20 protein-coding genes are annotated in these 25,871 nt (G+C 41.6%); 7 read left to right on the top strand and 13 right to left on the bottom strand.

The genetic code is table 11. From position 1 onward, the window contains the following. Positions 1–15 precede the first annotated feature (15 nt). Together L6773_RS06090 and L6773_RS06085 are read right to left on the bottom strand one after the other, a co-directional pair. Complete coding sequence (locus L6773_RS06090; protein ID WP_237852976.1) at positions 16–2,049, bottom strand: alpha/beta hydrolase family protein; 2,034 nt, start codon at positions 2,047–2,049, stop codon at positions 16–18. A 337-nt stretch (positions 2,050–2,386) separates the two neighbouring features. Beyond that, positions 2,387–3,226 carry a universal stress protein gene (locus tag L6773_RS06085; RefSeq protein WP_237852975.1) on the bottom strand — a complete coding sequence of 280 codons (840 nt, stop codon included), beginning with the start codon at positions 3,224–3,226 and terminating at the stop codon, positions 2,387–2,389. Positions 3,227–3,477: 251 nt separating this feature from the next. Here L6773_RS06085 and L6773_RS06080 point away from each other — a divergent pair, with 251 nt between their 5' ends. After that, on the top strand, positions 3,478–3,732 hold the full coding sequence (locus tag L6773_RS06080) for a DUF4212 domain-containing protein (protein ID WP_237852974.1): 255 nt from the start codon (positions 3,478–3,480) through the stop codon (positions 3,730–3,732). Between the two features lie 40 nt (positions 3,733–3,772). Then, positions 3,773–5,485 carry a sodium:solute symporter family protein gene (locus L6773_RS06075; RefSeq protein ID WP_237852973.1) on the top strand — a complete coding sequence of 571 codons (1,713 nt, stop codon included), beginning with the start codon at positions 3,773–3,775 and terminating at the stop codon, positions 5,483–5,485. A gap of 160 nt (positions 5,486–5,645) precedes the next feature. On the opposite strand, the gene L6773_RS06070 is transcribed toward L6773_RS06075, so the two are convergent. The 4 genes from L6773_RS06070 to L6773_RS06055 all read right to left on the bottom strand — a co-directional run bounded on the left by L6773_RS06070 (position 5,646) and on the right by L6773_RS06055 (position 11,007). Then, complete coding sequence (locus L6773_RS06070) at positions 5,646–7,631, bottom strand: alpha-ketoacid dehydrogenase subunit alpha/beta (protein WP_237852972.1); 1,986 nt, start codon at positions 7,629–7,631, stop codon at positions 5,646–5,648. Positions 7,632–7,776: 145 nt separating this feature from the next. Next, on the bottom strand, positions 7,777–8,751 hold the full coding sequence (locus L6773_RS06065; RefSeq protein ID WP_237852971.1) for a deoxyhypusine synthase family protein: 975 nt from the start codon (positions 8,749–8,751) through the stop codon (positions 7,777–7,779). Further along, positions 8,748–9,608 carry an agmatinase gene (gene speB, locus L6773_RS06060; RefSeq protein WP_237852970.1) on the bottom strand — a complete coding sequence of 287 codons (861 nt, stop codon included), beginning with the start codon at positions 9,606–9,608 and terminating at the stop codon, positions 8,748–8,750. The genes L6773_RS06065 and speB overlap by 4 nt, the downstream gene beginning before the upstream one ends. Next, entirely contained in the window at positions 9,601–11,007 is a 1,407-nt protein-coding gene (locus L6773_RS06055) for a type III PLP-dependent enzyme domain-containing protein (RefSeq protein ID WP_237852969.1), read from the bottom strand. Before L6773_RS06055 ends, speB begins: the two co-directional genes overlap by 8 nt. A 196-nt stretch (positions 11,008–11,203) precedes the next feature. Here L6773_RS06055 and L6773_RS06050 point away from each other — a divergent pair, with 196 nt between their 5' ends. Further along, positions 11,204–11,611 (top strand): hypothetical protein, encoded by a 408-nt coding sequence (locus tag L6773_RS06050; RefSeq protein ID WP_237852968.1) that lies wholly within the window; start codon positions 11,204–11,206, stop codon positions 11,609–11,611. A gap of 26 nt (positions 11,612–11,637) precedes the next feature. On the opposite strand, the gene L6773_RS06045 is transcribed toward L6773_RS06050, so the two are convergent. Further along, entirely contained in the window at positions 11,638–13,197 is a 1,560-nt protein-coding gene (locus tag L6773_RS06045; RefSeq protein WP_237852967.1) for an amidase, read from the bottom strand. Positions 13,198–13,254: 57 nt separating this feature from the next. Here L6773_RS06045 and L6773_RS06040 point away from each other — a divergent pair, with 57 nt between their 5' ends. Together L6773_RS06040 and L6773_RS06035 are read left to right on the top strand one after the other, a co-directional pair. Continuing rightward, the gene (locus L6773_RS06040) at positions 13,255–13,587 is read left to right on the top strand and encodes an MGMT family protein (RefSeq protein WP_237852966.1); all 333 of its coding nucleotides are present in this window, start codon (positions 13,255–13,257) and stop codon (positions 13,585–13,587) included. Between the two features lie 143 nt (positions 13,588–13,730). After that, positions 13,731–16,934: a S41 family peptidase gene (locus L6773_RS06035; protein WP_237852965.1), complete on the top strand. Its 3,204-nt coding sequence runs from the start codon at positions 13,731–13,733 to the stop codon at positions 16,932–16,934. Positions 16,935–16,971: 37 nt separating this feature from the next. On the opposite strand, the gene L6773_RS06030 is transcribed toward L6773_RS06035, so the two are convergent. The 3 genes from L6773_RS06030 to L6773_RS06020 all read right to left on the bottom strand — a co-directional run bounded on the left by L6773_RS06030 (position 16,972) and on the right by L6773_RS06020 (position 20,318). Then, complete coding sequence (locus L6773_RS06030) at positions 16,972–18,342, bottom strand: YfcC family protein (protein ID WP_237852964.1); 1,371 nt, start codon at positions 18,340–18,342, stop codon at positions 16,972–16,974. A gap of 102 nt (positions 18,343–18,444) precedes the next feature. Then, positions 18,445–19,071 carry a helix-turn-helix domain-containing protein gene (locus L6773_RS06025; protein WP_237852963.1) on the bottom strand — a complete coding sequence of 209 codons (627 nt, stop codon included), beginning with the start codon at positions 19,069–19,071 and terminating at the stop codon, positions 18,445–18,447. A 164-nt stretch (positions 19,072–19,235) separates the two neighbouring features. Then, the gene (locus tag L6773_RS06020; protein WP_237852962.1) at positions 19,236–20,318 is read right to left on the bottom strand and encodes a glycoside hydrolase family 5 protein; all 1,083 of its coding nucleotides are present in this window, start codon (positions 20,316–20,318) and stop codon (positions 19,236–19,238) included. A 130-nt stretch (positions 20,319–20,448) separates the two neighbouring features. Between L6773_RS06020 and nfo the strand changes: the two genes are divergently transcribed. Both nfo and polA read left to right on the top strand, forming a co-directional pair. Then, the gene (gene nfo / locus L6773_RS06015; RefSeq protein ID WP_237852961.1) at positions 20,449–21,315 is read left to right on the top strand and encodes a deoxyribonuclease IV; all 867 of its coding nucleotides are present in this window, start codon (positions 20,449–20,451) and stop codon (positions 21,313–21,315) included. 169 nt (positions 21,316–21,484) lie between these two features. Beyond that, entirely contained in the window at positions 21,485–24,238 is a 2,754-nt protein-coding gene (polA, locus tag L6773_RS06010) for a DNA polymerase I (RefSeq protein WP_237852960.1), read from the top strand. A 22-nt stretch (positions 24,239–24,260) separates the two neighbouring features. Here the strand turns inward: polA and L6773_RS06005 are convergent, their stop codons facing one another. The 3 genes from L6773_RS06005 to L6773_RS05995 all read right to left on the bottom strand — a co-directional run bounded on the left by L6773_RS06005 (position 24,261) and on the right by L6773_RS05995 (position 25,555). Then, entirely contained in the window at positions 24,261–24,512 is a 252-nt protein-coding gene (locus L6773_RS06005) for a DUF3303 domain-containing protein (RefSeq protein ID WP_237852959.1), read from the bottom strand. 34 nt (positions 24,513–24,546) lie between these two features. After that, the gene (locus tag L6773_RS06000; protein ID WP_237852958.1) at positions 24,547–25,107 is read right to left on the bottom strand and encodes a pentapeptide repeat-containing protein; all 561 of its coding nucleotides are present in this window, start codon (positions 25,105–25,107) and stop codon (positions 24,547–24,549) included. 109 nt (positions 25,108–25,216) lie between these two features. Further along, positions 25,217–25,555: an STAS domain-containing protein gene (locus L6773_RS05995; protein ID WP_237852957.1), complete on the bottom strand. Its 339-nt coding sequence runs from the start codon at positions 25,553–25,555 to the stop codon at positions 25,217–25,219. Between the last annotated feature and the right edge of the window lie 316 nt (positions 25,556–25,871).

Raw genomic sequence — 25,871 nt, 5'->3', positions numbered from 1 at the left:
GCTCAATACTCATGACTAATATTTCTCAAACCACCCCAATATATATGCCACTTTCCGTATCAAATTACTGGGAGTTGAGGCGATGGAGTGTGATGAATCAGAAATTTTAACCATAGATGCATCCACTCCCCGGAGCTTAAGGGCTTGGTAGTATTGCTGACTCTCACTTACCGGTGTACGGTAGTCGTACTCACCAACAAGCAGCATCGTAGGCGTAGTAACATTGCCCACTAAAGAGATCGGGGAGCGTTCGAGGTATTGCTCGGGATCATCCCATGGATACTCGGTAAACCAGTATTTAGCGAAAAACGGGTACATATCTGCCGTCAGTACAAAACTGTACCAATTGATAACCGGCTTGGCAACAACCGCAGCCGCAAACCGATCGGTTTTACCAATCGCCCAGGAGCTCAGAACGCCACCTCCGCTTCCACCGGTGATGTACAATCTGTCCTCATCGATGTATCCCAGGTCGACAACATAATCTACCGCATCCATCAGGTCATTGTGATCTTCGCTTGGGTAATTTTGATTGATGTAGGATGCAAATTCAGTTGAGTAACTGGTACTGCCCCGCGGATTGGTATAAACAACAACATATCCCTTGGATGCCATCAGTTGAAGCTCCGGTGTGAATCTCGGACCATAATTGGTATGTGGCCCGCCATGTATTTCGAGAATCATTGGGTACTGCTGACTTGGATCGAAATCGGGTGGAGTTAAGATCCATCCATGTATTTCGAAGTCATCAACAGACGAATCAACCCAAAATTCAGTAGTTACTCCAAGATTTTTTGATTCAGTAAACAGCTCATTCAGATTTGTGAGCTGTGTGATTGCCATTCGGGTTGGAAAATGACCCACGGCAAGTTCAGTTGGGCGGTCAGGTGATCCAAGGGAGATTGCAAAACGCCCGTTATCTGCAACAGAGTACGCTCCGCCGCCATACGGCCGACCGATACTTGATGTGCCCAGGTTCGATGCCACCGTAACGTAGTCACCATTCAAACGAATATTTCCGAGTTTGCTGTTTCCCTCTTCATCATATCTGAAATAGAGAGAGCGACTGTCATTGGCCCAAGTGATATCACTAACGTCCATATCAAGATCATCGGAAATTTTTTGGAGATTTGACCCATCACGATTCATGATGTAAAGGTCAGTCAATTGGTAACCCACAAATTGGTCTTCGTACCCTGTATATGCAATATATTGCCCATCAGGTGATATTTTTGGACTACCGTGCGGTCCTCGTTTATTCGTGATTTGCGTCATCTCACCCGATTCAATATTCATCTCATATATCTGGGCATTGTTTGGATCGAGGTCTGCGTTGCCGGATCGGTCAGCAGTAAAAAGAATGCTTCCGCCATCAGGGGCCCAGGATGGTGATGAATGATCATAATTTCCATCAGTCAATTTTCGGGGAGCACCCCCTTCAGCTGAAATCAGGTAGATGTGCGAGTAACTTTCTTCAAGAGTGTCAAAACTTCCATCAGCTTGATAATAAACTTGATCTATGACAGTGGCACCTTCTGTCCATTCAGCACCTTCAGGTGGAGACGGAAGATTGGCAATTTTTGGTTGTTCTGCCGGGATATTGATCGTGAATAGTAATTGAGTACCATCGGGCGACCATTGTAGGTTCCCCGGACTGTGAGTCAGGTTGGTGATTGAAGAAGTTGCACCGCTGTCCATCCATCGCACAAATACCTGGTTTGAACCATCTTCCGAAGAGGTATAAGCAATTCTTGATCCATCGGGTGACCATACGGGTGTTCCATAACCTAATTTTCCGGAGGTAATCGGTTTATGATTGTCTCCGCTGAATGAGATGGACCATAAATTCGTATAGCGCCGGTCGGTCATCACATCGAACTGGTGACGCACATAAATGATTGTATTTCCATCGGGAGAAATCTGTGGATCATCTACATATTGAAGGTCATAGATATCCAGGTAATCGAAATTTGTTTTTTGGGCATCAACTTTTTGATCAGGAGATGCGAGGAACAATGGAACAAGGAGAAGGATCAGAAGTTTTTTCATAAAATTGGTATTGATTTGCTGTTCAGAAGGAAGGTATCAAAAAAATGGACATGGTTCACGGTTGAACGAATCCAGGTGTTAAAAAAAGGTTTTTGAAGAGAGTTGGGGCACAAGTTTGGAGACTTGCGCCAGAAAGGGTACAAGTCTGGAGACTTGCACCAGTAAAATAGACGTAACTTAGCCCACTTTGACCAAGAATAAATACTATCGGCTCAGGCGAGCTGATCTACGTAACATGGCTAGCCTGAGCCGTGAATGAAATATCAATGGACGTTTGCGGAGCAGTCAGATTGCTTTCTTCAAGCATTCAGACGTGTAAAACCACTTAAACTGAAAGTCACGGGGTCATAAATAACGGTTTATCTGTTTTGGTAATGAGATCATGCGTGGTAGATCCAAATGCCAATCGTTTGATAGCAGAGACGGCATGAGCACCAAGTATAATGACATCAGCTCCAATTTCGTGACTTCGCTCTAAAATTTGTTCACTGGTATTTTCTTTATCAAGGGTCTTCAGTGTAACTGATTCGAAATTATGTTCTTTAAGATATTCAGACGCATATTCTAATCTCATGTCTCCAGTGTCTGACTCATCCTTAACATGCAGTAGTTCGATATCCACATCACTTCCAAAGGGTTTTAGATGGGCAAAACTCTTCAGAGAACGAGCCGCAGGCCGGCTACCGTCAAACGCAATCAGTACTTTGTTGACTTCATCAAAATGTTGGGTCACTATCAGGGTAGGGGAGACTCCATACTTTACCACCTGCGCAAGAGTTTTGGTGTCTTGTTTTGGCTCATTATAAAAGAAATGGGAATCCCGCCCAACCACCAGTAAGTCGTGGTACTTCATACCTTCGATGATCCGGTCGTAGGATGCGCCCTCTTTGGAAATTTCGGAGTGTCGTACTCCTGCCTTTTCAACATCTGAGCTGAATTTGTCGAGTAGCTTACTCGCAATATTTCGACTCTCTTCAGTGAGTTCTTCCCATAAATTCCTGGCATGATGGGTTTCATCAGGGTCCCCGACAATAGCGGTAGGATATATGTTACTGGTATCAACCACGGCCAAACCGGTAACGGAGGCGTTGTTATTTTTTGCAAGTTTTATAGCGTATTGAGTAGCTATAGGTGTATCTTCATCCGGGTCGAGTGCAATTAGAATTCGTTTAATCATGTGGCAGAAATTGAGTTAGCCTTTACCTGAATGTATTAACAGATGAGTGAAATGAAAATAGGGAAATAACTGATAACTGTGTCTTTTATATCAGACATTTGTTAGACTTGAAAATTTTTGGACTTTTATTACAAAATGGATGAAGAACCAAACTATAAATAACTTCACTTTTGAGAAACGAAAGAAATCGTTATAATCTTGGGGTCGATAGGGGACGAAACTGCTCTAACAAATATTGCTCGGTTCATACTATGAATGATAAAGCCAAAGAATACTGGAAAAAACATCTTACTCTCTTAGCTATTCTATTAACGATATGGTTTATCGTCTCCTTTGGATTTGGAATTCTGTTTGTAGACCAGCTCAATGCATTTCGGCTGGGTGGATTTAAACTAGGTTTCTGGTTTGCTCAGCAAGGATCTCAGTACGTATTTGTGATATTAATTTTTGTCTATGTGTACAAGATGAACAAACTGGATAAAGAGTTTGAATTCGATGAAGAATAATGAACCTCAGAATTGAAAATAAATTGGTGGAGTATCCCGGATGAGTATACAAGTTTGGACATTTATAATCGTAGGGATCACATTTGCGCTTTACATAGGTATTGCTGTGTGGGCACGTGTTGGATCAACGAGTGATTTTTATGTAGCAGGGGGGCGGGTTCACCCCTTAGCCAATGGATTGGCCACAGCTGCGGATTGGATGTCAGCGGCATCATTTATTTCGATGGCCGGTTTAATTGCATTTCTTGGATACGATGGATCGGTGTACCTGATGGGATGGACGGGCGGATATGTTCTGTTAGCTCTCTTGCTGGCACCTTATCTTCGAAAATTTGGGAAGTTTACTGTCCCCGATTTTGTGGGTGACCGGTATTATTCCAGTACTGCTCGGGTTGTAGCCATTCTCTGTGCGGTCTTTATATCATTCACCTATGTGGCCGGGCAGATGCGGGGCGTTGGAATTGTATTTTCACGGTTTTTGGATGTGGGGATTAACCAGGGCGTCATCATTGGAATGATAATCGTGTTCTTTTACGCCGTATTGGGTGGCATGAAAGGTATTACCTACACCCAGGTTGCTCAATACTGTGTATTGATTTTCGCCTATCTCGTTCCCGTCATATTTGTTTCGATTTTAATGACAGGGAACCCCATTCCACAAATAGGATTTGGCGGTACACTGGCAGACGAACCCAGCGTATATCTTTTGGATCGCTTGGATGGATTGATGACAGATCTTGGATTTACGCCATATACGGATGGTACAAAATTACCCATTGACGTTTTCTTTATAACGGCCGCATTGATGGTCGGAACAGCAGGATTGCCGCACGTAATTATTCGATTTTTTACGGTTCCAAAGGTAAAAGATGCTCGAATATCTGCCGGATATGCACTTATTTTTATTGTACTTCTGTATAGTACAGCTCCTGCCGTTGCTGCTTTTGTAAAAACCAATTTGATCAATGATATAGACAAAGTAGAATACAGTGAGGCACCACAATGGTTTCACAACTGGGAGGCTACCGGATTGCTTCAATATGAGGATTCGAACGACGATGGCCTGATACAATATCACTCAGATCCCTCAATTAACGAGCTCTCTATCGATCCGGATATTATGGTGCTTGCCAGCCCGGAAATTGCCGATCTGCCAAACTGGGTTGTAGGTTTGGTTGCAGCAGGCGGATTGGCAGCAGCACTTTCAACGGCAGCAGGCCTACTCCTGGTTCTTGCTACAGCCATTGCACATGATTTATTGAAACGAACGTTCATACCCACAATGCGTGAGAAAACAGAACTGATTGCGGCGCGGGTTACTGTGTTCTTTACTGTTTTAATTGCCGGTTACTTTGGGGTTAATCCCCCGGGTTTTGTAGCCCAAACTGTGGCCTTTGCGTTCGGTTTGGCGGCTTCATCGTTCTTCCCCGTTATCCTCATGGGTATTTTCTTTAAGCGAATGAACAAAGAGGGAGCAATAGCCGGAATGGCTGCCGGAATTACATTTACGGCTGCTTACATTATCTACTTTACGTTCATCAACCCGGAACTCAATAGTGCCGAAAATTGGTTGTTTGGAATTTCTCCTGAAGGAATCGGTACACTGGGAATGATCCTGAATTTCATTGTTGCACTGACAGTCATGAAATTTACGAAAGAACCACCCCAGGATATCCAGGATATGGTGGAGGATATTCGAATTCCACGTAGGTTGATGGCCTCCGATAAAGAAGAAAATCCTAAAGAGGACTAAAGAACCTGCGAGAGTCCGGTAGGTCCTCGCAGAGTTCGGTTATTTTGATCCGAAAACATGGGATTTCTACAAGTTTTAAAGTCGGTACCCGGCCGATCTAAGTCCTGTAAGCAAAAAAACATACAAGCTACTCCGAGAAATACCATGTTTAAAAAGCTTTTCAATACAAAATCAACTGGTCCAGTTTCTCTTTGAGCCTGGCTTTTGCCAAATAACCCTCTTCCATGTTTTTGTTGAATGGGATGGGAGTCTGTAGTGAAGAGCATCTCATGACAGGGGCATCCAAATATTCAAATCCTTTTTCCATGATTCCGGATGAAATCTCACTCATCGGGCCTAAAATTTCAGAGGGTTCTTGTAATAATAAAACTTTCCCTGTTTTTTGAACAGATTGAAGTACCGTTTTCCAATCGATGGGTGCAAGGGACCTCAAGTCGAGAATTTCAATATTTACACTCTTTTCAGCGTATTCGTCTGCAATCTCTAATGCCCATAGAACTCCAAGTCCATAGGTAATGATGGATATATCAGTACCTTCCCGGACTGTGTTCGCTGTCTCAATATCAATTATATTGCATTTATCTGATGTTATTGACCGGATGCTTCGGTAGAGTCGTTTATGCTCAAAAAAGAGAACCGGGTTTGGATCATACAAAGCTGTGTAGAGCATATTTTGGGCATCTTCAACTGAGGAAGGTACCAAAACTCTCAACCCGGGGTGTTGCATAAACCAACCTTCGGGACTTTGAGAATGAAACGGTCCTGCACCAACACCACCACCATGGGGAGCACGGATTGTAATGTTAAGATCCGGTGTCCACCGATAGCGGCTTTTTGAAATATTGTTCACAATTTGGTTGAATCCGCATGAAATGAAATCAGCAAACTGTATCTCAACAATAGGTTTAAATCCTTCAATCGAAAGCCCAATGGCTGCACCAATCACCCCTGATTCAATAATGGGGGTATTTCGAATTCGCTCCTTTCCAAACTCCTCAACAAACCCTTCACTGACCTTAAAAACACCGCCATACTCGGCTACATCCTGTCCCATTAAGATGAATGATTCATCTTCAGACAACGCCTGTTTTTGAGCTAACTGGATGCAATCAATAAACCGTTTTTCTGATGATTTTGAGTTTTTGGAAATATCTGATTGAGGCTGATGGGAAAGTCCGGCTCGCTTAATTTCAGTAGATTCATTAAAAACCGGTTCATCCGCTTTAAGGGCATTTTTTAGATCTGTTTCAAAACTTTTATTGATTTCAAATTTAAATTCATCAAAAGACTCTTTAGTATCGTAATAACCTTGATCTTTAAGCCAATTTTCAAAGCGCAGAATAGGATCTTTTTCCTGCCATTCTTCTAATTCTTCATCCGGTACATAGAATGTGCCTGAAGCTTCTTCATGGCCACGCATTCGAAAAGTTACGGCCTCTATCAAAACCGGAGCCCCATTCAGAGCTGATTTACGTGCTTCTTGAACAGCATTCTGAACAGCGAAATAATCATTTCCATCAATTTGAATTCCTTTCAATCCATATCCGTCAGCCCGATCGATAAGATTCTCACAGGCATACTGCTCAGAAACAGGAGTGGAGAGTCCGTATCCATTATTTTCGATAATGAATATCACCGGTAGTTTCCAGACTCCGGCGAGATTGAGTGCCTCGTGAAAATCACCTTCACTTGTGGCTCCGTCACCGCAAAAGCTGACTGCAACCTGACCAGAGCCCTTTAATTTTTGAGCCAACGCAATTCCGTCGGCTACGGGCATCGTTGCCGCTAGGTGAGAGATCATCCCAAATATTTTGTGATCCGTAGACCCAAAGTGAAAAGATCGGTCGCGTCCGCCTGTAAAGCCATTTGCTTTTCCAAAAAGCTGGCAGAAAAGTTTATAGAGAGGTACCCCGCGAGTGGTGAAAATCCCCAAATTTCGGTGCATTGGGAGAATATAATCGTTCGGTTCGATTGTAAGAGCGGTACCGACTGAGATCGCTTCCTGCCCAATCCCCGAAAACCACTTACTGATCTTATTTTGCCGGAGAAGCTTCAGCATTCGCTCTTCAATCAGCCTTGGTAGTAGAAGAGATTTGTAAATCTTTTCAGCTTCGGATTTTGATATTTTTTTATCGGTTTGGATCACACAGGTTACTAAGTGTCAACTTTGAATTAAAATGGCTGGTTGCAAGTTTGCAACTTGGACCTAATCGCATATGTTACAAACTTTCGCTAAGTAAATGATGCTTGAGATCCGCGAAGTTTCAAAAACTTCGCGGATCTAAATTAGTTTACCACCCCAACAAATACGCAAAAATCAGCGGAGCTACAATAGTGGCGTCGGATTCGATGATAAATTTTGGTGTGTCGATGCCCAGTTTACCCCAGGTAATTTTTTCGTTGGGTACTGCTCCGGAGTACGAACCATAGCTGGTTGTGGAATCGCTGATTTGGCAGAAATAGGACCAAAGAGGAGTATCTTTCAGGTCAAGATCCTGCTCCATCATTGGGACTACACAGATCGGGAAATCGCCGGCAATACCACCGCCTATCTGGAAAAACCCAACTCCTTTTTCAGAGTTTTTCTTGTACCAATCGGTCAGATAGATCATATATTCGATCCCTGATTTCATGGCCATCGGGCTAACTTCACCCTGAATGCAGTGCGATGCAAAGAAGTTTCCACAAGTTGAATCCTCCCAGCCGGGAACAATAATCGGGATATCTTTTTTTGCGGCAGCCATCAACCAGGAATCTTCCGTATCGATTTGATAGCTATCCTCCAAATCACCACTCAGTAGTAAATCATAAAAATACTCGTGTGGGAGATGGCGTTTGTTTTCTTTTGTTGCCCGTAGCCAACGCTTAACAAGATGTTCTTCAATCCGACGCATTGCTTCTTCTTCAGGAATGCATGTATCCGTTACGCGATTAAAATGTCCATCAAGCAGCTCCTGTTCATCTTCGGGGCTCAAATCCCGGTAATTAGGAATGCGTTTATAATGATTGTGTGCCACGAGATTAAACACATCCTCTTCGAGATTCGCCCCGGTACAGGTGATGATATGGACTTTGTCCTGACGTATCATTTCTGCAAGCGACAAACCGAGTTCCCCGGAACTCATGGCACCGGCGAGTGTGATCATCATTTTCGCACCATTATTGAGTTGATCCTCATAAGCCTTGGCGGCATCAACCAGCGAGGCAGCGTTAAAATGACGAAAGTGATGAGTGAGAAAATTCGAGACAGGTCCTTTTGTACTCATGAGTTCTCGAATTTATAGCTTAACATTTTGTAGTATAGTTTGGCAGCAAGGAAATCGGGTCCTTGAAGCCCTTCAATCGGTGCAAGTTCAACAATATCGAATCCGAGCACATTTTTTTGCTCAAACACTTTTCTGAGATATTGAATCATGGTATTCCATAGCAATCCGCCCGGTTCGGGAGTCCCGGTAGAGGGCATGATTGATGGATCGAAAACATCGAGATCGAGAGTGATGTACACTTTACCTGTGATTTTCGATAATGAATCCTCAACCCAGTCGGTTGTGCCATACATATCTTCGGCGAAATAACATTTTCGGCGATCTAAATATGGCAGCTCAGAACTGTCCATACTTCGAATTCCAACCTGAACAAGGTTAGCATTTTTAGAAGCATCGTGAACGGCACAAGCATGATTGTAAGCAGAACCGTGAAATTCCGGTCGAAGATCAGTGTGAGCGTCTAACTGCAAGATGGTGATTTCGGGGTGGGCTTCATAAAACGCTTTGATGATGCCAATACTGATGGAATGTTCACCGCCAAAAAAGGTTAGAAACTTGTCCGTTTTTAAAAGCTTCTTTGTGTTTTGATAGACGGCCTCAAACACAACTTCTGGCGATGAATCCTCCAAAATGGGATCGAGAATATGAACTCCTTTCTGATAAACTTCGCTATCGGTTTCAATGTCGTAAATCTCCATATTTTCGGAAGCGTCTAAGAATGCTTTAAACCCTTTATCAGCTCCCTTTCTCCATGTACTGGTACCATCATACGGAATTGATTGCAGGAGAATTTCTGAATTTTGATATTGATTATGGTCTCCCTGAATCCCTGCAAAAATTGGTTTGTGGTCAGTCATGATATCCTAAAATTTCAAGCATTTTATCGACATCCTGCTCATCACGGTAGAGGTAGTCGTACATGTTTCCATCTTCATCAAAATCTACAACAATATGTTTTGGAGATGGAATCAGGCAGTGTTTAATCCCACCATATCCGCTGATGGAATCCTGGTAGGCTCCGGTATGGAAAAAACCTATGTAGAGAGGATCCTTATCATTGTCGGAGTAAGCAGGTAAAAGTACCTGTTGATTGAGTTCTTCAGAATTGTAGTAGTCGGAATGGTCGCAGCTGATCCCCCCGATGTTAATTCTCTTATATTGATTCTCCCATTTATTGAGTGGCAACAAAATAAACTTTTCATTGATGGACCAGGCGTCCGGGATGGTATTCATTAAACTGTTGTCAATGAGGTACCACAACTCAGTATCATTTTGTTGCTTTTGTTCCAGAACCTGGAAAATTACAGCCCCGCTTTCACCAACTGTATATTTGCCAAACTCCGTAAAAATATCCGGTTCATCTACTCCTGCATCAGCACACGCTTCCTGGATATTACCAACAATTTCATGCGCCATATATTCGTAGTCGTAATTGAAATTGAGACTATTTTGTATTGGAAATCCACCACCAATGTTAAGTGACTTAACTGAGGGGGCGATTTTCTTAATGCTGGTGAAAAGGTTCACAGCTTTTTTGAACTCATTCCAGTAGTACATGTTATCTGTAATTCCCGAATCCACAAAAAAGTGAATCATGGATAAATCAAAACGATCATCCCCAATAATTTCATTGCTTATAAATTCAAGGAGTTCACGCTTGTTAATTCCCATTCTGGATGTATAATATGCCGTCTGGGGTTCCTCCTCGATACAAATTCGAATACCAATCTTTATTTTTTTATCTGTATCAATCGTTTTTAGTTTTTCCAGTTCAGGCATATTATCCAATATGGAAATGGAATTGGTGAAACCCTGATTAATCAACCGACCGATTTTTTTGATGTAGTTGTCGGTTTTGTAGCCATTGTGGACGATGGTTCTTTCCTTCTCGAATTTGCCTTTTTTGTAGAGGTTTTCAATCAGGTCGATGTCAAAAGAGGAGGAGGTTTCCAGGGAAACATTTTCTTTGAGTGCTTTGCTTACCACATGGTTAAAATGACAGCACTTCGTGCAATAACAAAATTCATATTTTCCTGAATAGTTATGCTCCTTGATAGCTTTGTTGAAAAGAGTTCGGGCCTTTTCAATTTTTTTTTGGATACTTGGCAGGTAAGTAAGCCGAAATGGGGTACCATATTTTTCGATTAATCGTATAAGATCTACATCATGAAAACTAAGTGTACCGTTCCTGAGGTCGAAGCCGTTTTGTGGAAATTCGTAGGTCTGATTAACCAGTTCGAAATAGTTGTTTTTCATTAAAGCATTTTGGATTGATTAATGTTCCAGGTAGAAATTGAACACATTATATTACCAAGTGATGCAAATTACTCTTAACGTCAATTCATCTTGATAATAAACAATTGGCAGATTGTACATTGATTTTTAAAATATCGAAATTACGTTTCTGTATAAATACTATTTTAAAAAAAAGAGTATCATCTAATCACCCAATATGGAAGACACAAGCAAGGAAAAAAATAACGAGAAGGCTTTTCGGCAAGTAATGATATGGTCGGGCGTGCTATTTGTGGCAGCTATACTTTTTGGTTTTTTATATCGTGTAATCTATCCAGTTGAACTTTACCTCGATGAAAATGAATATCAGACACGAGTTTTTGTAGAAAGCGAGACTCGTGCCTGGCAAAAACCTGATTCAAGTTCCACACTTATTGGAACCTATGATGCCGGTGCTATTCTCTATGCGTTGGAAACAGTAGACGAATTTTATCTAGTTCGCCCGTTTGTAATTTCTGAAGTTGACAGTGTTTGGATCCCGAAAGATTCCACCACATCCTACACCTCAGAAGAGTACAGGCGCTGGCAGTATGAAGAGGAACGCCGTAAGTTTGATCTTGAGTAAAACTGTACTATTCTGAAATAAAGGTGTTAATCCTGAAACCGCGGAACAATTCTGTGTTGTGTTCCCTGTTCAAAAGCGTAAGCAATTTCAATCAGTACCGGCTCACTCCAAGCACTGCCGAATATAGATAGACCAACCGGCAGCCCTTCTATATTTCCCATAGGAACTGTTATGATGGGATAGCCGGCGCGTGCGGATGGTGAACTTGATGAAAGCGAAAAATTATCCCCCAGAATCAGGTCGGTTTTCCAAGCGGGGGAACCGGTAGGAGCGATGATGGCATCGAGGTCATGTTCGTTCATTACGCGATCAATTCCATTTTCTCGGCTCTCAGTTAACATTCGTTCGAGAGCGTTTTGATATTCCTCTGAGTTGAGATCTCCTTTTTCAGCTGCCATGGTTATTAAACTGCGGTCAAAATTTTCAGTCTCAACGGGTGTTTCTTTTGTCAATTCCGAGAGCTCCTCAATACTTGAAAGCGGGGCACTATCTCCGAGTGATTCAAAGTATTTGTTCAAACCATCTTTAAATTCATAAAGCAAAACCTGGAAGGCATCCCCACCGATATTTTCTTTCGTTATCTCATCGATTTCTACGATGGTTGCTCCTTGCTCTTCGAAGAACTCAACAGCCTGGTTCATAAGAGTGTCTACCCGAAAGTGATTTCCCATGGGGCCGGTATAAAAACCAATTCTTTTTCCCTCAATTCCATTTTCATTTAAAAACTGAGTGTAATCAGCATGCATGTTTTCATCACTTTGTTCAGTAATAGGATCATTCGGATCCGTTCCCGCCAATGCACCCAGCAGGATTGCAGCGTCACGAACGGTTCGTACCATTGGCCCTGCACTGTCTGTGTGATAGGAGATAGGGATGATTCCGTCCCGGCTCCACAAGCCTACGGTTGGTTTTAATCCTACAATTCCATTGGCATTTGAGGGACAAACTATGGAGCCATTTGTTTCTGTACCTATCGTAATTGCAGCCAAATTTGCTGAAGCCGCCACTCCCGAGCCTGCACTTGATCCGCACGGATTCCGGGTGATGTCGTACGGATTCTTCGTTTGCCCCCCCAATCCACTCCATCCACTGGAAGAAAAATCGCTGTGAAAATTCGCCCATTCACTCAGGTTTGCTTTACCGAGAATAACAGCACCCTGTTCCCGAAGTTTTTGAACGATGAAAGCATCATCAGGTGGAACGGAGCCTTCCATAAACCTTGAACCGGCGGTCGTTGGCATATTGGCCGTATCAATATTGTCTTTCAATATGATCGGAATACCATGCAGAGATCCGCGTGTATTTCCATCTTGAAGTTCCCGGTCGAGTTGCTCGGCAACTGAGATCGCATCTGGATTCAGATAGATCATGGAATTTAATTCGGGGCCGTTTTGATCGATGCGTTCAATGCGGTCAAGGTAGGCCTGAACAACCTCAGTAATTGTGAAATCACCATTTTCGTATCCTTGTTGAAGTTCATTTATAGTTATCTCTTCGAATTGAAATGTCTCAGGTACAGTACTAGGCTGACTGCAACTAAAAATGAATAGAAAAAAAAGAAAAGTGGTGATTTTAATGGCTTTCAAAAAAAATATTATGGTCTATATTAAGTTTGAGGCAGAAATAGAATATAGAAAAATCAGATGAAGCGGGAAGATTTTTATCATAAAGTATATGATGTGGTGTCCGAGATTCCACCAGGCAGGGTAACAACGTACGGAGCCATTGCCGGTTACCTCGGGGTTCGGTCCGGTGCGCGAATGGTGGGGTATGCATTGAATAATCTCATATCAAAAGAAGGAGAAAACTACCCTGCACATCGGGTTGTAAATCGTTTAGGGCAGTTGACAGGAAGAGCGTATTTCCCCGGTGATTCCATGAGGGAACGGTTAGAGCAGGAAGGAGTAGAATTCACTGAAGAATATACAGTTGATATTGAGAATCATTTCTGGGATCCGTCCTTAAATCTCAAATAATGGATTTTTGTTGCAAAGATTAAAAATTACACAACGTTTAGAACCTTCTTTCATTACAAGTTTGTATGAATTTTCTAATATCTGGCGAATCTGTGTACCTTTCTGCTAATTAACGATTCATTCATTTATTTAAATGTCATCCAATGAAGAGAACTCTATTTATACTTCAACTAGTATTTCTATTCCTGATTATTACAAATATTCAAAGTTTTGGGCAAGAGATTTACAGGACACCTACAATTTCACCCGGTGGTGAGAAAATCAGCTACAGCTTACAAGGAGATATTTGGATTGTGGATATCAACCAAAAAGAACCTCGACGACTTACCATTCACGAGGGATATGAGTCGAATCCAATATTCAATGAAGCCGGAGATGCGATCGGGTTTAATAGTGATCGTTATGGCAATAACGATATATTTACAATACCTGTTGACGGTGGTAATGTGAACAGAAAAACCTGGCGAAGCAGTGATGATCTACTCACAGATTGGAACAATGAAAATCTAATTTTTATTACAGAACGCGATTATAATGCAGTAGAATGGGATTCTGAAATTTATATTGTAAATGAAAGAGGTGGAACACCTTATCGTATCGCAGATGCTTTCGGAGAATTTGCAACCATGTCGCCGGATGGAAAGTGGCTGGCATTTGTTGAAGGGTCGTGCAGAATTTCAAGAGAAGCCTATCGTGGTTCAGCAAACCTGGATATATGGTTAGTGAATAGAGAAACAGGAGAGTTTGTTCAAGTTACATCTTTTGACGGAAACGATTATATGCCTCGCTGGCAAGATAATAATACCTTGTGGTTTATCAGTTCAGAAAGTGGTCGATATAATGTGAACAGATTAATTGTGAATACTGATGGAGAAATCTCCGATAGAGAACAGATTACAGATGAGAGGAATTTTGGAGTAGAACATTTTGATGTTTCTAATTCAGGAGACATCGTATACTCTGCCGGCGGTCGATTGGTTTACAGAGATTTCAACGGAGATTCTGAAACCCTTGAATTAAAACACACAGAAGATTATCGTTTCGATCCGGTCGTTGCCGTTTCAAAATCATCTGATTTAACTGAATTTGCAGTTTCTCCTAATGGAAAATATTCAGCACTGGGTATCCATGGAGAAATTTTTGTAACTGAGAATGATCCTGAAAAATCAAAAACCAGGAACATATCTGAACACGGATACAGAGACCGGTATGCTACATGGATTAATGATTCAACAATGGTTTTTACATCAGACAGGGGTGGAAACTCTGATATGTATATGGCTCGTTCCACAGATCTGAACAAGCCGATGCTGTTAGAAACATTAAAACACCAGGTAAAAAAAATTACGGATACAGATAGCGATGAACGAAATCCTGTGATCTCTCCGGACGGAAAAAGAATAGCCTATCTGAGCGGATCGAAATTTATATTAGCAGATATAGATGAAACTGGCTCTATTACAAATCAACAGATATTACATGATGAATGGTGGAGTTTGCCCGAGGGTGTAAGCTGGAGCCCGGATTCTAAATGGATTGCGTATAGCCAGGTGGATCTCTATTTCAACAGCGAAATTTATATTCGATCGGCAGATGGCAGTGGCAAACCCGTAAACATAAGTATGCATCCCAAAGCGGATTACATGCCACACTGGAGTAAAGATGGAAAGAAACTTGCATTTGTTAGTGAGAGAAATAACCAGGACTACGACATTTGGTTTGCCTGGTTGAACGAAGATGACTGGGATAAAACACAAACTGATTTGGAAGAAGGCCTCTATTTTGATAATTCTGATGAACCGGTGAGTGAAAATAATGATAATGGTGAGGAGGAAGAGATCGTTGTTGAAATTGATTCGGTCGGTATCCATAACCGATTGATGCAGGTTACACGTGCAAGTGGTAATGAGATGGATCCAATATTTGATTCTGAAGGAGAGTATATCTATTTCACCGGTACTTCTCTCGAGAATGATCAGACGGAACTTTATAAAGTAAAATGGGATGGCAAAGATTTAGAACAAGTAACAAACGGAGGGACCTCCCCTGAGGACCTGGCTCTTTCGGAGGATGGTAAATTTCTTTTTTACATCAGTCACGGTAAACTGGCGCAATTTGATCTTTCGTCTGATAAAGCAGAGATGGTTTCTTTTGAAGCTGAAATGGAACGTGATTTTGAACAGGAAAAGCAACAAATGTTCGATGAAGCCTGGAATATATTGAATGATGGATTTTACGATCCGGATTTTCACGGACAGAACTTCAGAGAACTTCGGCGAAAGTACGAACCTCTTTCATTAGCTGCATCCACAATTACAGATTTCAGATATATGTTCAACCTGATGCTGGGACAACTGAATGCGAGTCATATGGGCATGTATGGTGATGACCGTGCAGAAACACAAGAAAATCAAACGGGATTGATTGGCGCAGAAATTCAACCTGCCGAGAATGGAGTGGAAGTGTTACATGTAATTCCCAACAGTCCTGCAGATCGTGAACAAAGTAAACTTGTTGCCGGAGATATCATCACTCAAGTAAACGGGAAAAAAGTTGCAGAAACTGAAAACTTCTATAAACACTTCAACAACACAGCTGAAGACCAGATGCTGTTGGAAATTCAGCGAGATGGTGAAACAAGTGAAGTTGTTATTCGGCCCGTAAATTCTCTGAGTGACCATTTATACGATCAGTGGACCGATGAACGAAGAACATTAACTGAAAAATATTCAAACGGACGTTTAGGATATATTCATATTCGGGGAATGAATATGCCAAGTTTTGAACGCTTTGAACGCGAACTCATGGCATCAGGATATGGGAAAGAGGGAATTTTAATTGATGTTCGATACAATGGTGGTGGCTGGACAACCGACTACCTGATGGCAGTGCTGAATGTTCAGCAGCATGCATATACGATTCCAAGAGGCGCAAGTGGAGATTTAAGTAAAAATAAACAAGAGTTCAGAGATTATTACCCTTATTCAGAACGTCTGCCTTTGTCTGCATGGACCAAACCATCCATAGCACTGGCAAATGAAAGCAGTTATTCAAATGCAGAGATTTTTTCTCATGCTTACAAAAACCTTGGGATTGGATCACTTGTAGGAGTAGAGACGTTTGGAGCGGTGATATCAACAGGCGGAGCAAGATTGATTGACGGGTCATTAATTCGATTGCCATTCCGTGGCTGGTATGTGAAAAACACAGACAAGAATATGGACTTCGGCGGTGCCGTGCCTGATTATGAAGTCCATAATACTCCCGACTATAGAACCGGCGAAGATCTTCAACTCAAAAAAGCTGTCGAAATACTTCTCGAACAGCTAGATGAAGATAATCAGTGATTTTTACTGTTACCGGGTGAGTTGGATAGAGTAGGCATCACGAATACCCAATCCAAACAGCTACGGCGATGGCGATTGCACAGATCATCAGCAATTTAATGATAAGCGGATAGATAAACTTAAACCATCGTTCATAGGGGATGTTTGCCAGGCCGAGGATTCCCATCAAAACGGCATTGGTTGGGACAATCATGTTCATGAGACCATCACCAAGCTGGAAACATAAAACAGCCACTTGGCGGGAGACACCTACGATGTCACCAATAGGGGCCATGAGTGGCATGGTAACAAATGCCTGTCCGCTGCCGGATGGGATGAAAAAATTCAGAATACTCTGTACACCAAGCATGCCAACGCCGGCAATTTCTGAACCGGCATAAGAAAGTGGGGTGGCCAGGCCATTGACAACGGTATGCAGGATCTCCCCATCTTCCATCAAAAGGGCGATACACCGGGCAAAGCCAATCAACAGAGCTGTTCCGGTCAATTCTGCAGCTCCTTTCGAGAATGTGGAAGCTGTATTATTGACCCCCAATCCACCAAAAAGCCCGGCAAGAATTGCCAGGGCAAAGAAGATTGCACCTAACTCAATGATATACCAATGCCATTGCCAGATTCCAACGATTAAAAAAATCAGAGCAATTAGAGTCATTCCCAGGACAATGATTTTTTTCAGATCCATATGGGGATACTCAATTGTTTCATGTTCGTCCTGCTCAATGTCTTTCATCAAGCTTGATTCAGGATCATTTTTGACCCGTTTTGCATACGACCAAACATGATGAAAACCAACCGCCAGCAAAGGGACTGCAAGAATCAAACGATACCACATTCCTGAAGCAGGTTGAAGTTCTGCAATATCCTGTGCAATCAAGAGAGTAAAGGGATTGAGGATAGCAACACCGTACCCGATTCCATAGCCAACTACCATGGTGCCTATTGCGGTGATTGCATCCAAATTTAAAGCAATACATAGCGATACAAGAATAATTGCAAAGGGGATATATTCCTCTGCCATTCCCAACGTGGCGGAAGCAACGGCAAAAGCCATCATCATCAAAAAAAGCAGGGGACCGGGCTGATTTCCATATGAGTTAAGTATTTTGCCGAGCAGGGCATCAATCGCGCCTGTTTCCCGAATGACGGCTAATGAGCCACCGATAATTAGTACAAAGAAAATAATTCCTTGTGCGTCTGCAAAAGCTCTTGGAATGGCAGTAAAAAGAGCTGTGACCGACAGGTACTCCTTTTCAGGAATAGTTTCGAATGAACCCGGAACTACAACTTCGCGTCCGGCTTCATTTACGGTAGTTTCAAATTCACCTGAAGGTACAATCCATGTAAGTATAAGGGCTGCAACCATCAACAAAAACAGAAGTGCAAGTGTGTGTGGTACTTTTATTTTCAAGAAGTTAGAAGGATTCGTTAAAAATTCTCAAAACATGATACAATTTAAGTATCAAAAAAACAGGAGGGGGGTGAATTTCTCAAGTTTTACCCGTGATGAAACTTATTCAGATGTGTCAGATTTCTTCTTTTGTTCTTTCTTTTTCTTCTTGAAATCATTGGTTTTTAATGGATCCAAAATTTTGTTTTTGGAATCTTTATCCCGTGTGAGGGGAGCCACTAAAACATCAAACACTTCTTCAGGGAGCTTAGTGTATTGTGCCGTAACTTGTTCTGCTGCTACATCGAAATGCCATTCAATTCGTTTGGCAAAAACTTCTTCGAGGTTTTTAATGGCCTCTTCGTCTTCCTCATTCTTTGTGCTCAATGTTCGAAGCGCCTGGATAATCTCCTGTTGACCGAGTAGCAGGGCTTCCATCAATGCTTTGTTTGTTATTACCGTATTTAACAGAACTTTAAGAATCTGTTGGTTTTGCAAGATCTTTTGGATGGGATGATCAGGATTTTCCATCTCCTTTTTTTGAACTCGCTCAGGTAGGTCATATACTCCTCTTTGAACTCTCTCAATTAGTCCCATAGAGGTCATTTCAGAAAGGGCACTGCGGGCATTATTATAATCGAGGTCCGTTCTTTCTACGATTTCCCGAATCTGGAGTTCCTCTCCTGCTTCTTCGAGTACATCAATTATCTTTGTACGACGCGGTGAGATATCACTGTTTTTTGTACTCATACTATTAGATCTGTCTTAACCGGATATCGAATCAGCAATAATCATAGTAGATTCTTTTTATATGATTTGCAAATTCCTGATAATTGTTTTTCAAAGAATAATCGGTTTTATAAGGATTCATCTAACTGTTTAAGCGTTCTGAAAAACCCACTTAGGTTAAGAAATTAATCGACAATCGGAGTATCAGGAATTAATGCTTTTAAAAGGCCATCTTTCCACTCAGAACTATCCCGATCGTAAATTCCAAATCCGGCGCCAAATTCCCAATATGCCCAACTGAAATCTCTCTGTTCTGCTGATTTTCGAACATAATCGTTCCATATAATCCTTGATTCCAGAGGTGCTCGTTCATACGCTCCAAATTCACCCAAATGAATGGGTCTGTTGTTTACTTTCGACCAATCTCGTACACGGTTAAAGGCATCATCAATTTCTGATTTTTGACTTGGAGTTCCCGTCCATGTTGTTCCCAGCCATTGTTCGGATTCATCGCCAACCCAGCCTGCTCCCTGGTGAGTAAACTGAAATGGATTGTAATAATGAACCGTTACAATTATTTGTTGGTCGTTTCCCGGTAATTCAAGATCGTTTAGACCACCAAAACCTCCCCATGGAGCGGTACCAATCATCACAATTCGATTCTTATTAGTTTTCCGAATAACAGACAGAGCATTTTTCAGGTAATTATTCCAAATAGCCGCATCCATTTTTCCGTGAGGCTCGTTCAAAATCTCAAATAACAGATCGCGATTAGAGTATTCTTGATAATGTTCTGCTATTTGAGCCCAAAGGCCTATAAACCTATTTTTATGCTCAGAGGGTGCATCCATTAACTCGTTATAGTGATGAATATTGATAATCACTTTCAAGTCATTTTTTAAAGCCCAGTGAAGGATCTTGTCAACTCTTTGAAAGAAAGAATCATTGATCTCATACGGTGGTTCTTTATCGGCGTGAGCATTCCATCGAATTGGTATTCGAACCGATTGAAAGCCTGCATCTGCAATATATTGCAGGTACTCTTCCCGGATAATCATTCCCCAATCACCTTCATTTGGTGCTTCAAGAGCATTTCCAAGATTTACCCCCGCCCCCAGAGATCTGTTAACAACAAATGGATCCGTTGAATTAAAGATCTCAGCTGTATCGTTATTCTCAGGAGGAGTACTGACAGATTGTGAACAAGCAATGCTGTTCATGCCAATGAGAAGTACTATCAACAGAATGTGGAGCGTCTTTCGAATCATAGTCATTTTTTAAGATTTATTTCAATTAACAAGCTACTGTCATATATCAGGAGAATCAATTAAATATCGCTTCATGTCCATCAAATTGATTTGTATTTTGACGGCGAATGATAAGTTTAAAAAGATTTAAATGAAGTATATAGGAGCACACGTAAGCGCAGCCGGTGGGGTTGAAAATTCACCGGGTCGTGCAAATGAAATTGGAGCCACCGGATTTGCACTTTTTACAAAAAATCAACGACGCTGGAAAGCAAAACCACTGTCTGAGGAAAATATTGCCGGTTTCAAAGAACAATGCCAAAGGTTTGATTTCCCTGTGGAAGCGATCATGCCGCATGACAGTTACCTGATTAATCTTGGGCATCCGGAAAAGGAGGGACTTAAAAAATCAAGAGATGCGTTTTTGGATGAACTACAGCGTTGTGAACAACTCGGAATTCAAAAATTGAATTTTCATCCCGGGAGTCATCTGAATAAACACAGTGAAGAGGATTGTATTACGGTGATAGCTGAGTCGATTAACCTTGCACTCGATCAAACCGAATTTGTAAAAGCTGTTATTGAAAATACTGCCGGGCAGGGCACAAATATGGGATTTCGTTTCGAACACATTGCGGCGATGATTGAGAAAGTTGAGCAAAAAGATCGCGTAGGTGTCTGCATTGATACGGCTCATGCATATGCTGCGGGTTATGATCTATCCAGCGAAGTTGGATTTGAAGAAACCTTTGCACAGTTTGATCTCATTGTTGGATTCAGGAAATTGATGGGCATGCACCTGAACGATTCAAAAAAAGAGCTCGGATCGAAGGTAGACAGGCATGAAAGCCTGGGCGATGGCCTGATAGGCTGGACTCCATTCAAATTGATTATGGAGGACTCTCGATTTGATGAAATTCCATTGATACTGGAAACACCAAATACAGAACGCTGGGCTGAGGAGATCCATCAACTGAAGCAGTGGGCCGGCTTGGTGGAAGATAAAGTAGAATCGTAAAACAAATTTATAACAATCCGGCAGAGTTCATGAGGAGTGTAGATTTTGCCGGAGTTGTAAAAATTAGGTAGAAATACCAGACTCTGACAGGAGTTTTCAAAAAATCGTAAACACTCTGTCAGGTCTTGTGAAATTGAATTTGAGTTAAATCAATAGTTAACAGACAAATATGTCAAAGAAAAAGCTTTTTTTACTTGATGGAATGGCCCTTGCATACCGGGCGCATTTTGCATTTATAAACAGTCGCCTGAAAAATTCTGAGGGAATTCCAACCGGTCCTATACTCGGGTTTGCCAATACGGTTGAAAAAATGCTTGAGGAGGATAAACCCACGCATATCGCGGTAGCTTGGGATACGCACGAACCTACATTTCGTCACGAAATAGATGAGGAGTACAAAGCCAATCGCCCGCCCCAGCCTGAAGAACTGAAAGTTGGTATACCACTGATGAAACAGATGCTGAAGGCATGGGGAATTCCAAATATCGAGCAGGATGGGTACGAAGCGGATGATATCATCGGAACGATCGCCGATGGGGCAAACGCGGATGATGTGGATGTAATGCTTGTTACCCCCGACAAAGATTTCATGCAACTGGTTCATGACCATATCCGGATGATGAAACCGGATAACAAGAATGGTGGATTTAACATCATCGATCGAGAAGGAGTAAAGGATTATTTTGGTGTTTACCCGGAGAAAGTGATTGATGTGTTAGCGATGATCGGGGATACTTCCGATAACATTCCGGGTGTACCGGGCATCGGTAAGAAAGGGGCTCCTAAACTTGTCAAAAAGTATGGCTCGCTGGAAGCTGCAATTGAAGATGCACCAAACATATCAGGAAAAAGAGCCCGAGAGGGATTAACCGAATTTGGTGATCAGGCGATGCAGGCAAAGAGGATGGTGACCATCAAAACGGATGTACCGGATGTACAGGATTGGGAAGACCTGGAATGGAGTGGACCTGATAAGAAAGAACTGGGCCTCTTTTTCAAACGAATGGAATTCCGCACACTCACGAGAAAATATTTGGGTGAAGAAGGCCCCGTTGCTGAGAAAAGTGGTGACCAGGTAGATCTGTTCGGTTCATTCAAAGAGGAAGCTCCCAAGCAAGAGCTAAATGAAGAGAGTGTGAACTATGAGTTAGTGAAGACTATTGACCACCTTGAAAAGGTCGTTGAGGTACTCCGAAATAAAAAAGAGATCTGTTTTGATACGGAAACCGACAGCCCCGATCCGGTTTCAGCCGGTCTTGTAGGAATATCATTTTCTACAATGGCAGGTTCAGGATACTATGTTCCGGTTAACATTGAGGGTGGATTACATCAGGATAAAGTAATCGAGCTTATTAGGCCCATTTTTGAGAATCCTGATTCAACCAAGATTGCACACAATTACAAGTTTGATTACATGATGCTGATGAAATCGGGCATTGAGATCAAAGGAAAACCGTTTGATACGATGGTGGCAGCGTACTTGGTAGATGCTAACCAGAAATTGAAAATGGATGAGCTTTCTAAAGGACTCCTGAACTATAAACCGGTTCCGATAGAAGATCTGATCGGGAAGGGGAAAAAGCAAAAATCGATGGCAGATTTGGAACCCGGGGATGTTTACCTGTACGCCTGTGAAGATGCGGATATTACCCTTCGATTATATGAGATATTGAATGAACAGCTGAAAAAAGATGAACTCGAAGAGATAGCCTATAAGGTAGATTACCCGCTGATGGAAGTTCTGGCTGATATGGAGTATAAAGGTGTGAAACTGGATCAGGAGATGCTGGCCGAACTCTCCAAAGAGCTGGAAAACGACTTGAAAAAATTGGAAGTGGAAATTTATGAAAAGGCAGGTGAGGAGTTCAACATCAACTCACCGCAACAGCTTGGAGTGATTCTGTTTGAGAAGCTTGATTTACCCGCCGGTAAGAAAACAAAAACGGGGCAATATTCTACAGCTGAATCAGTACTGACAAAACTCGCGGCAAAGTACGAAATGCCAAGTTTGATATTGGATTATCGTCAGCTAAAAAAACTGAAATCAACCTATGTAGATGCACTGCCGGCTCTTATTAACCCGGATACGGGGCGCATTCATACTGAGTTTAACCAGAGCGTAGCAGCAACCGGGCGCCTCGCATCATCTAACCCGAACCTGCAGAATATTCCAATACGAACAGAACGCGGGCGTGAAATTCGGAAAGCATTTGTCGCTGAAGGTGGATTTAAGCTCATGTCTGCCGATTACTCCCAGGTAGAGCTTCGGGTGATTGCACATATAGCGAAAGACCAAGCGATGATTGAGTCGTTTTTGAATGATGAAGATATCCACTCAAGAACGGCAAAAGAGATATTCGATTTAGAATCGATTGATGACGCTACACCGGATCACCGGCGAAAAGCGAAGGAAGTAAATTTCGGCATACCTTATGGTGTGAGTGCGTATGGGTTGGCATCACGGCTGGGCATTGAAAACAGCGAAGGCAAGGATATGATTGACCAGTATTTTGAGCGCTTTCCGAATATTCTGAATTACATCAATGACACCAAAGCGTTTGCCCGGGAGCATGGCTATGTGAAAACGCTAATGGGACGACGGCGTTACATTCCGGATATCAAATCAGGAAACTGGAATGTTCGAGGATTTGCAGAACGGACGGCGATAAACATGCCGATACAGGGTACGGCAGCGGATATCATTAAATTGGCGATGATTAATATTCACCACTGGCTCAAAGAGAACAACAAACAGAGCCGTATGCTTTTACAGGTGCATGATGAATTGATTTTCGAAATCCATGAAAGTGAATTGGATAGTGTGCCTGACAAAATCGTTGAATTAATGGAATCAGCTTTCGAGCTGGATGTACCACTGAAGGTAGAAGCCGGTATTGGTGAGAATTGGTTACAGGCGCATTAGGGTTTTTGTGGCCACATGAGATCTATGTCAAAGCTTTGTCCTTCGCCTCAGTAGATGAAATAACCGGCACAATCTCGAACTCCATCACATCATCCCAATTTGAGATCCATTCGTGGATGTTTTCGATAGAGTCGGTTTCCATCACCTGGTAGCATCTGTTCATGTTTTCATCAATCCAGCTGTTGATATAGGTGAGCCCCTCCGGTTGCATGCGTCCCTTTTCTTCAAGGCGCCTGTAAATCTGTTTTACTTTTCCGTGTGTTAAACGTCTCAATAATCATATATGTCATGATGAATCTCCACTAAGGTTATTCAATATGAATATTGTACTTATGTAACAAACCGGGCAAGTCTTGAAGTAAAAACTTTGATTCTTTAATATTATTCGTTTCAGGATCTATCAAAAAATTATAAGAAGTTCTGAGGTCAGCTTTTTCAAGGTTCGTGTTTTTGAAGATCGCCGAATCAAGATCACAATTATCAAAACTTACTTCATTCAACACTGCTTCCGTAAAATCAACCTCTTTGAGATTACAGTTCTCGAATGATAGGTTTTGGGGATTTACCTGGTAAAAAGAGGAGAGGTTAAGGTTACAATCTTGAAAATCGATTGAGAAGAGAAATTCATTACAATCTTCAAAGCGTAATCCCACGAGTTTTGATTTAGCAAATGAGGCAGTCTTAAAAGAGGTATCATAGAGTTTGGACGTACTGAAATCACAATTCTCAAACTCACATTCTATAAAGTTGATCCCTGAGAGATCGCAGTTCGGTAAAATGCAATTTACAAACCTACAATTTTCATAATCACCGTTTTCAAGTGATTCGATTCTTTTAAAAACCAGATCTGAAAAGTATGATTTTGCCATACGAGGTCATAGAAAGTCAACCAAGACCTTTCAGAGCCATCTCCTTAACAGCCGGTTGAGTCTTGCTCAACTTTCTAATTGATTCAAACAGTTGTAGATGTATATTACACTAATTGTAAGCTTCTAGAGCTTCATCAAGGCTCGTATAATGATCAAACACTGTATTCAGTTGAGAAACCATCAGCAGACTGGAAATTCGTTTATCGGCATTGCAAAGTTTGATATCACCATCATTTTTTCGGACGGTATTCAACCCTCCGATTAGAATCCCAAGTCCTGAAGAGTTCATAAATTTTACCTGCTCCAGGTTAATGATGATCTGTTTTTTCCCCTCATCAATAAGCTTATGAATTTCGTTTGAAAATGTTTCGGCGTCAGGACCGCCCATAATTCTTCCTTTCAGATCGATAACTACGCAGTTGTACTTTTCAGAAATACTATAATTCATAGTCTCCTTCTTTAAATTGTTGGATAATGGATAGAAATTATAATTAAAATAGTTTAAAGCTAATAATAGCTTATGGGTTAAATATTGAACATGAATCTATAAAGCAATTATAATCAATAAAAAGTAGATTCGTGTTAACTTTTTTATAGATAGTTGACTAATTGCAAAATTTATTGAACTTTACTCAACATGCTATTAAATGTTGATTTTATAAATATTGGTTTTGTTGTCGATTTTTGGGTGACTGAAGTTACTGTATTGATTATTGTAAAATTTTGATTACACCAAAAATTGGAAAGAAATAGTTGAGCAAAAA

Origin of the sequence: Rhodohalobacter sulfatireducens (genome assembly GCF_022012475.1) — a bacterium.
In the GTDB taxonomy this organism is placed as follows: domain Bacteria; phylum Bacteroidota; class Rhodothermia; order Balneolales; family Balneolaceae; genus Rhodohalobacter; species Rhodohalobacter sulfatireducens.
This window is presented reverse-complemented; position numbering and strand designations above follow the sequence as displayed.

Excerpts from the sequence above, each read along its gene's own strand:
- L6773_RS06090 (WP_237852976.1), bottom strand. The coding sequence starts at position 2,049 with ATGAAAAAACTTCTGATCCTTCTCCTTGTTCCATTGTTCCTCGCATCT.
- L6773_RS06085 (WP_237852975.1), bottom strand. The coding sequence starts at position 3,226 with ATGATTAAACGAATTCTAATTGCACTCGACCCGGATGAAGATACACCT.
- L6773_RS06080 (WP_237852974.1), top strand. The coding sequence starts at position 3,478 with ATGAATGATAAAGCCAAAGAATACTGGAAAAAACATCTTACTCTCTTA.
- L6773_RS06075 (WP_237852973.1), top strand. The coding sequence starts at position 3,773 with ATGAGTATACAAGTTTGGACATTTATAATCGTAGGGATCACATTTGCG.
- L6773_RS06065 (WP_237852971.1), bottom strand. The coding sequence starts at position 8,751 with ATGAGTACAAAAGGACCTGTCTCGAATTTTCTCACTCATCACTTTCGT.
- speB (WP_237852970.1), bottom strand. The coding sequence starts at position 9,608 with ATGACTGACCACAAACCAATTTTTGCAGGGATTCAGGGAGACCATAAT.
- L6773_RS06055 (WP_237852969.1), bottom strand. The coding sequence starts at position 11,007 with ATGAAAAACAACTATTTCGAACTGGTTAATCAGACCTACGAATTTCCA.
- L6773_RS06050 (WP_237852968.1), top strand. The coding sequence starts at position 11,204 with ATGGAAGACACAAGCAAGGAAAAAAATAACGAGAAGGCTTTTCGGCAA.
- L6773_RS06040 (WP_237852966.1), top strand. The coding sequence starts at position 13,255 with ATGAAGCGGGAAGATTTTTATCATAAAGTATATGATGTGGTGTCCGAG.
- L6773_RS06035 (WP_237852965.1), top strand. The coding sequence starts at position 13,731 with ATGAAGAGAACTCTATTTATACTTCAACTAGTATTTCTATTCCTGATT.
- L6773_RS06025 (WP_237852963.1), bottom strand. The coding sequence starts at position 19,071 with ATGAGTACAAAAAACAGTGATATCTCACCGCGTCGTACAAAGATAATT.
- L6773_RS06020 (WP_237852962.1), bottom strand. The coding sequence starts at position 20,318 with ATGATTCGAAAGACGCTCCACATTCTGTTGATAGTACTTCTCATTGGC.
- nfo (WP_237852961.1), top strand. The coding sequence starts at position 20,449 with ATGAAGTATATAGGAGCACACGTAAGCGCAGCCGGTGGGGTTGAAAAT.
- polA (WP_237852960.1), top strand. The coding sequence starts at position 21,485 with ATGTCAAAGAAAAAGCTTTTTTTACTTGATGGAATGGCCCTTGCATAC.
- L6773_RS06000 (WP_237852958.1), bottom strand. The coding sequence starts at position 25,107 with ATGGCAAAATCATACTTTTCAGATCTGGTTTTTAAAAGAATCGAATCA.
- L6773_RS05995 (WP_237852957.1), bottom strand. The coding sequence starts at position 25,555 with ATGAATTATAGTATTTCTGAAAAGTACAACTGCGTAGTTATCGATCTG.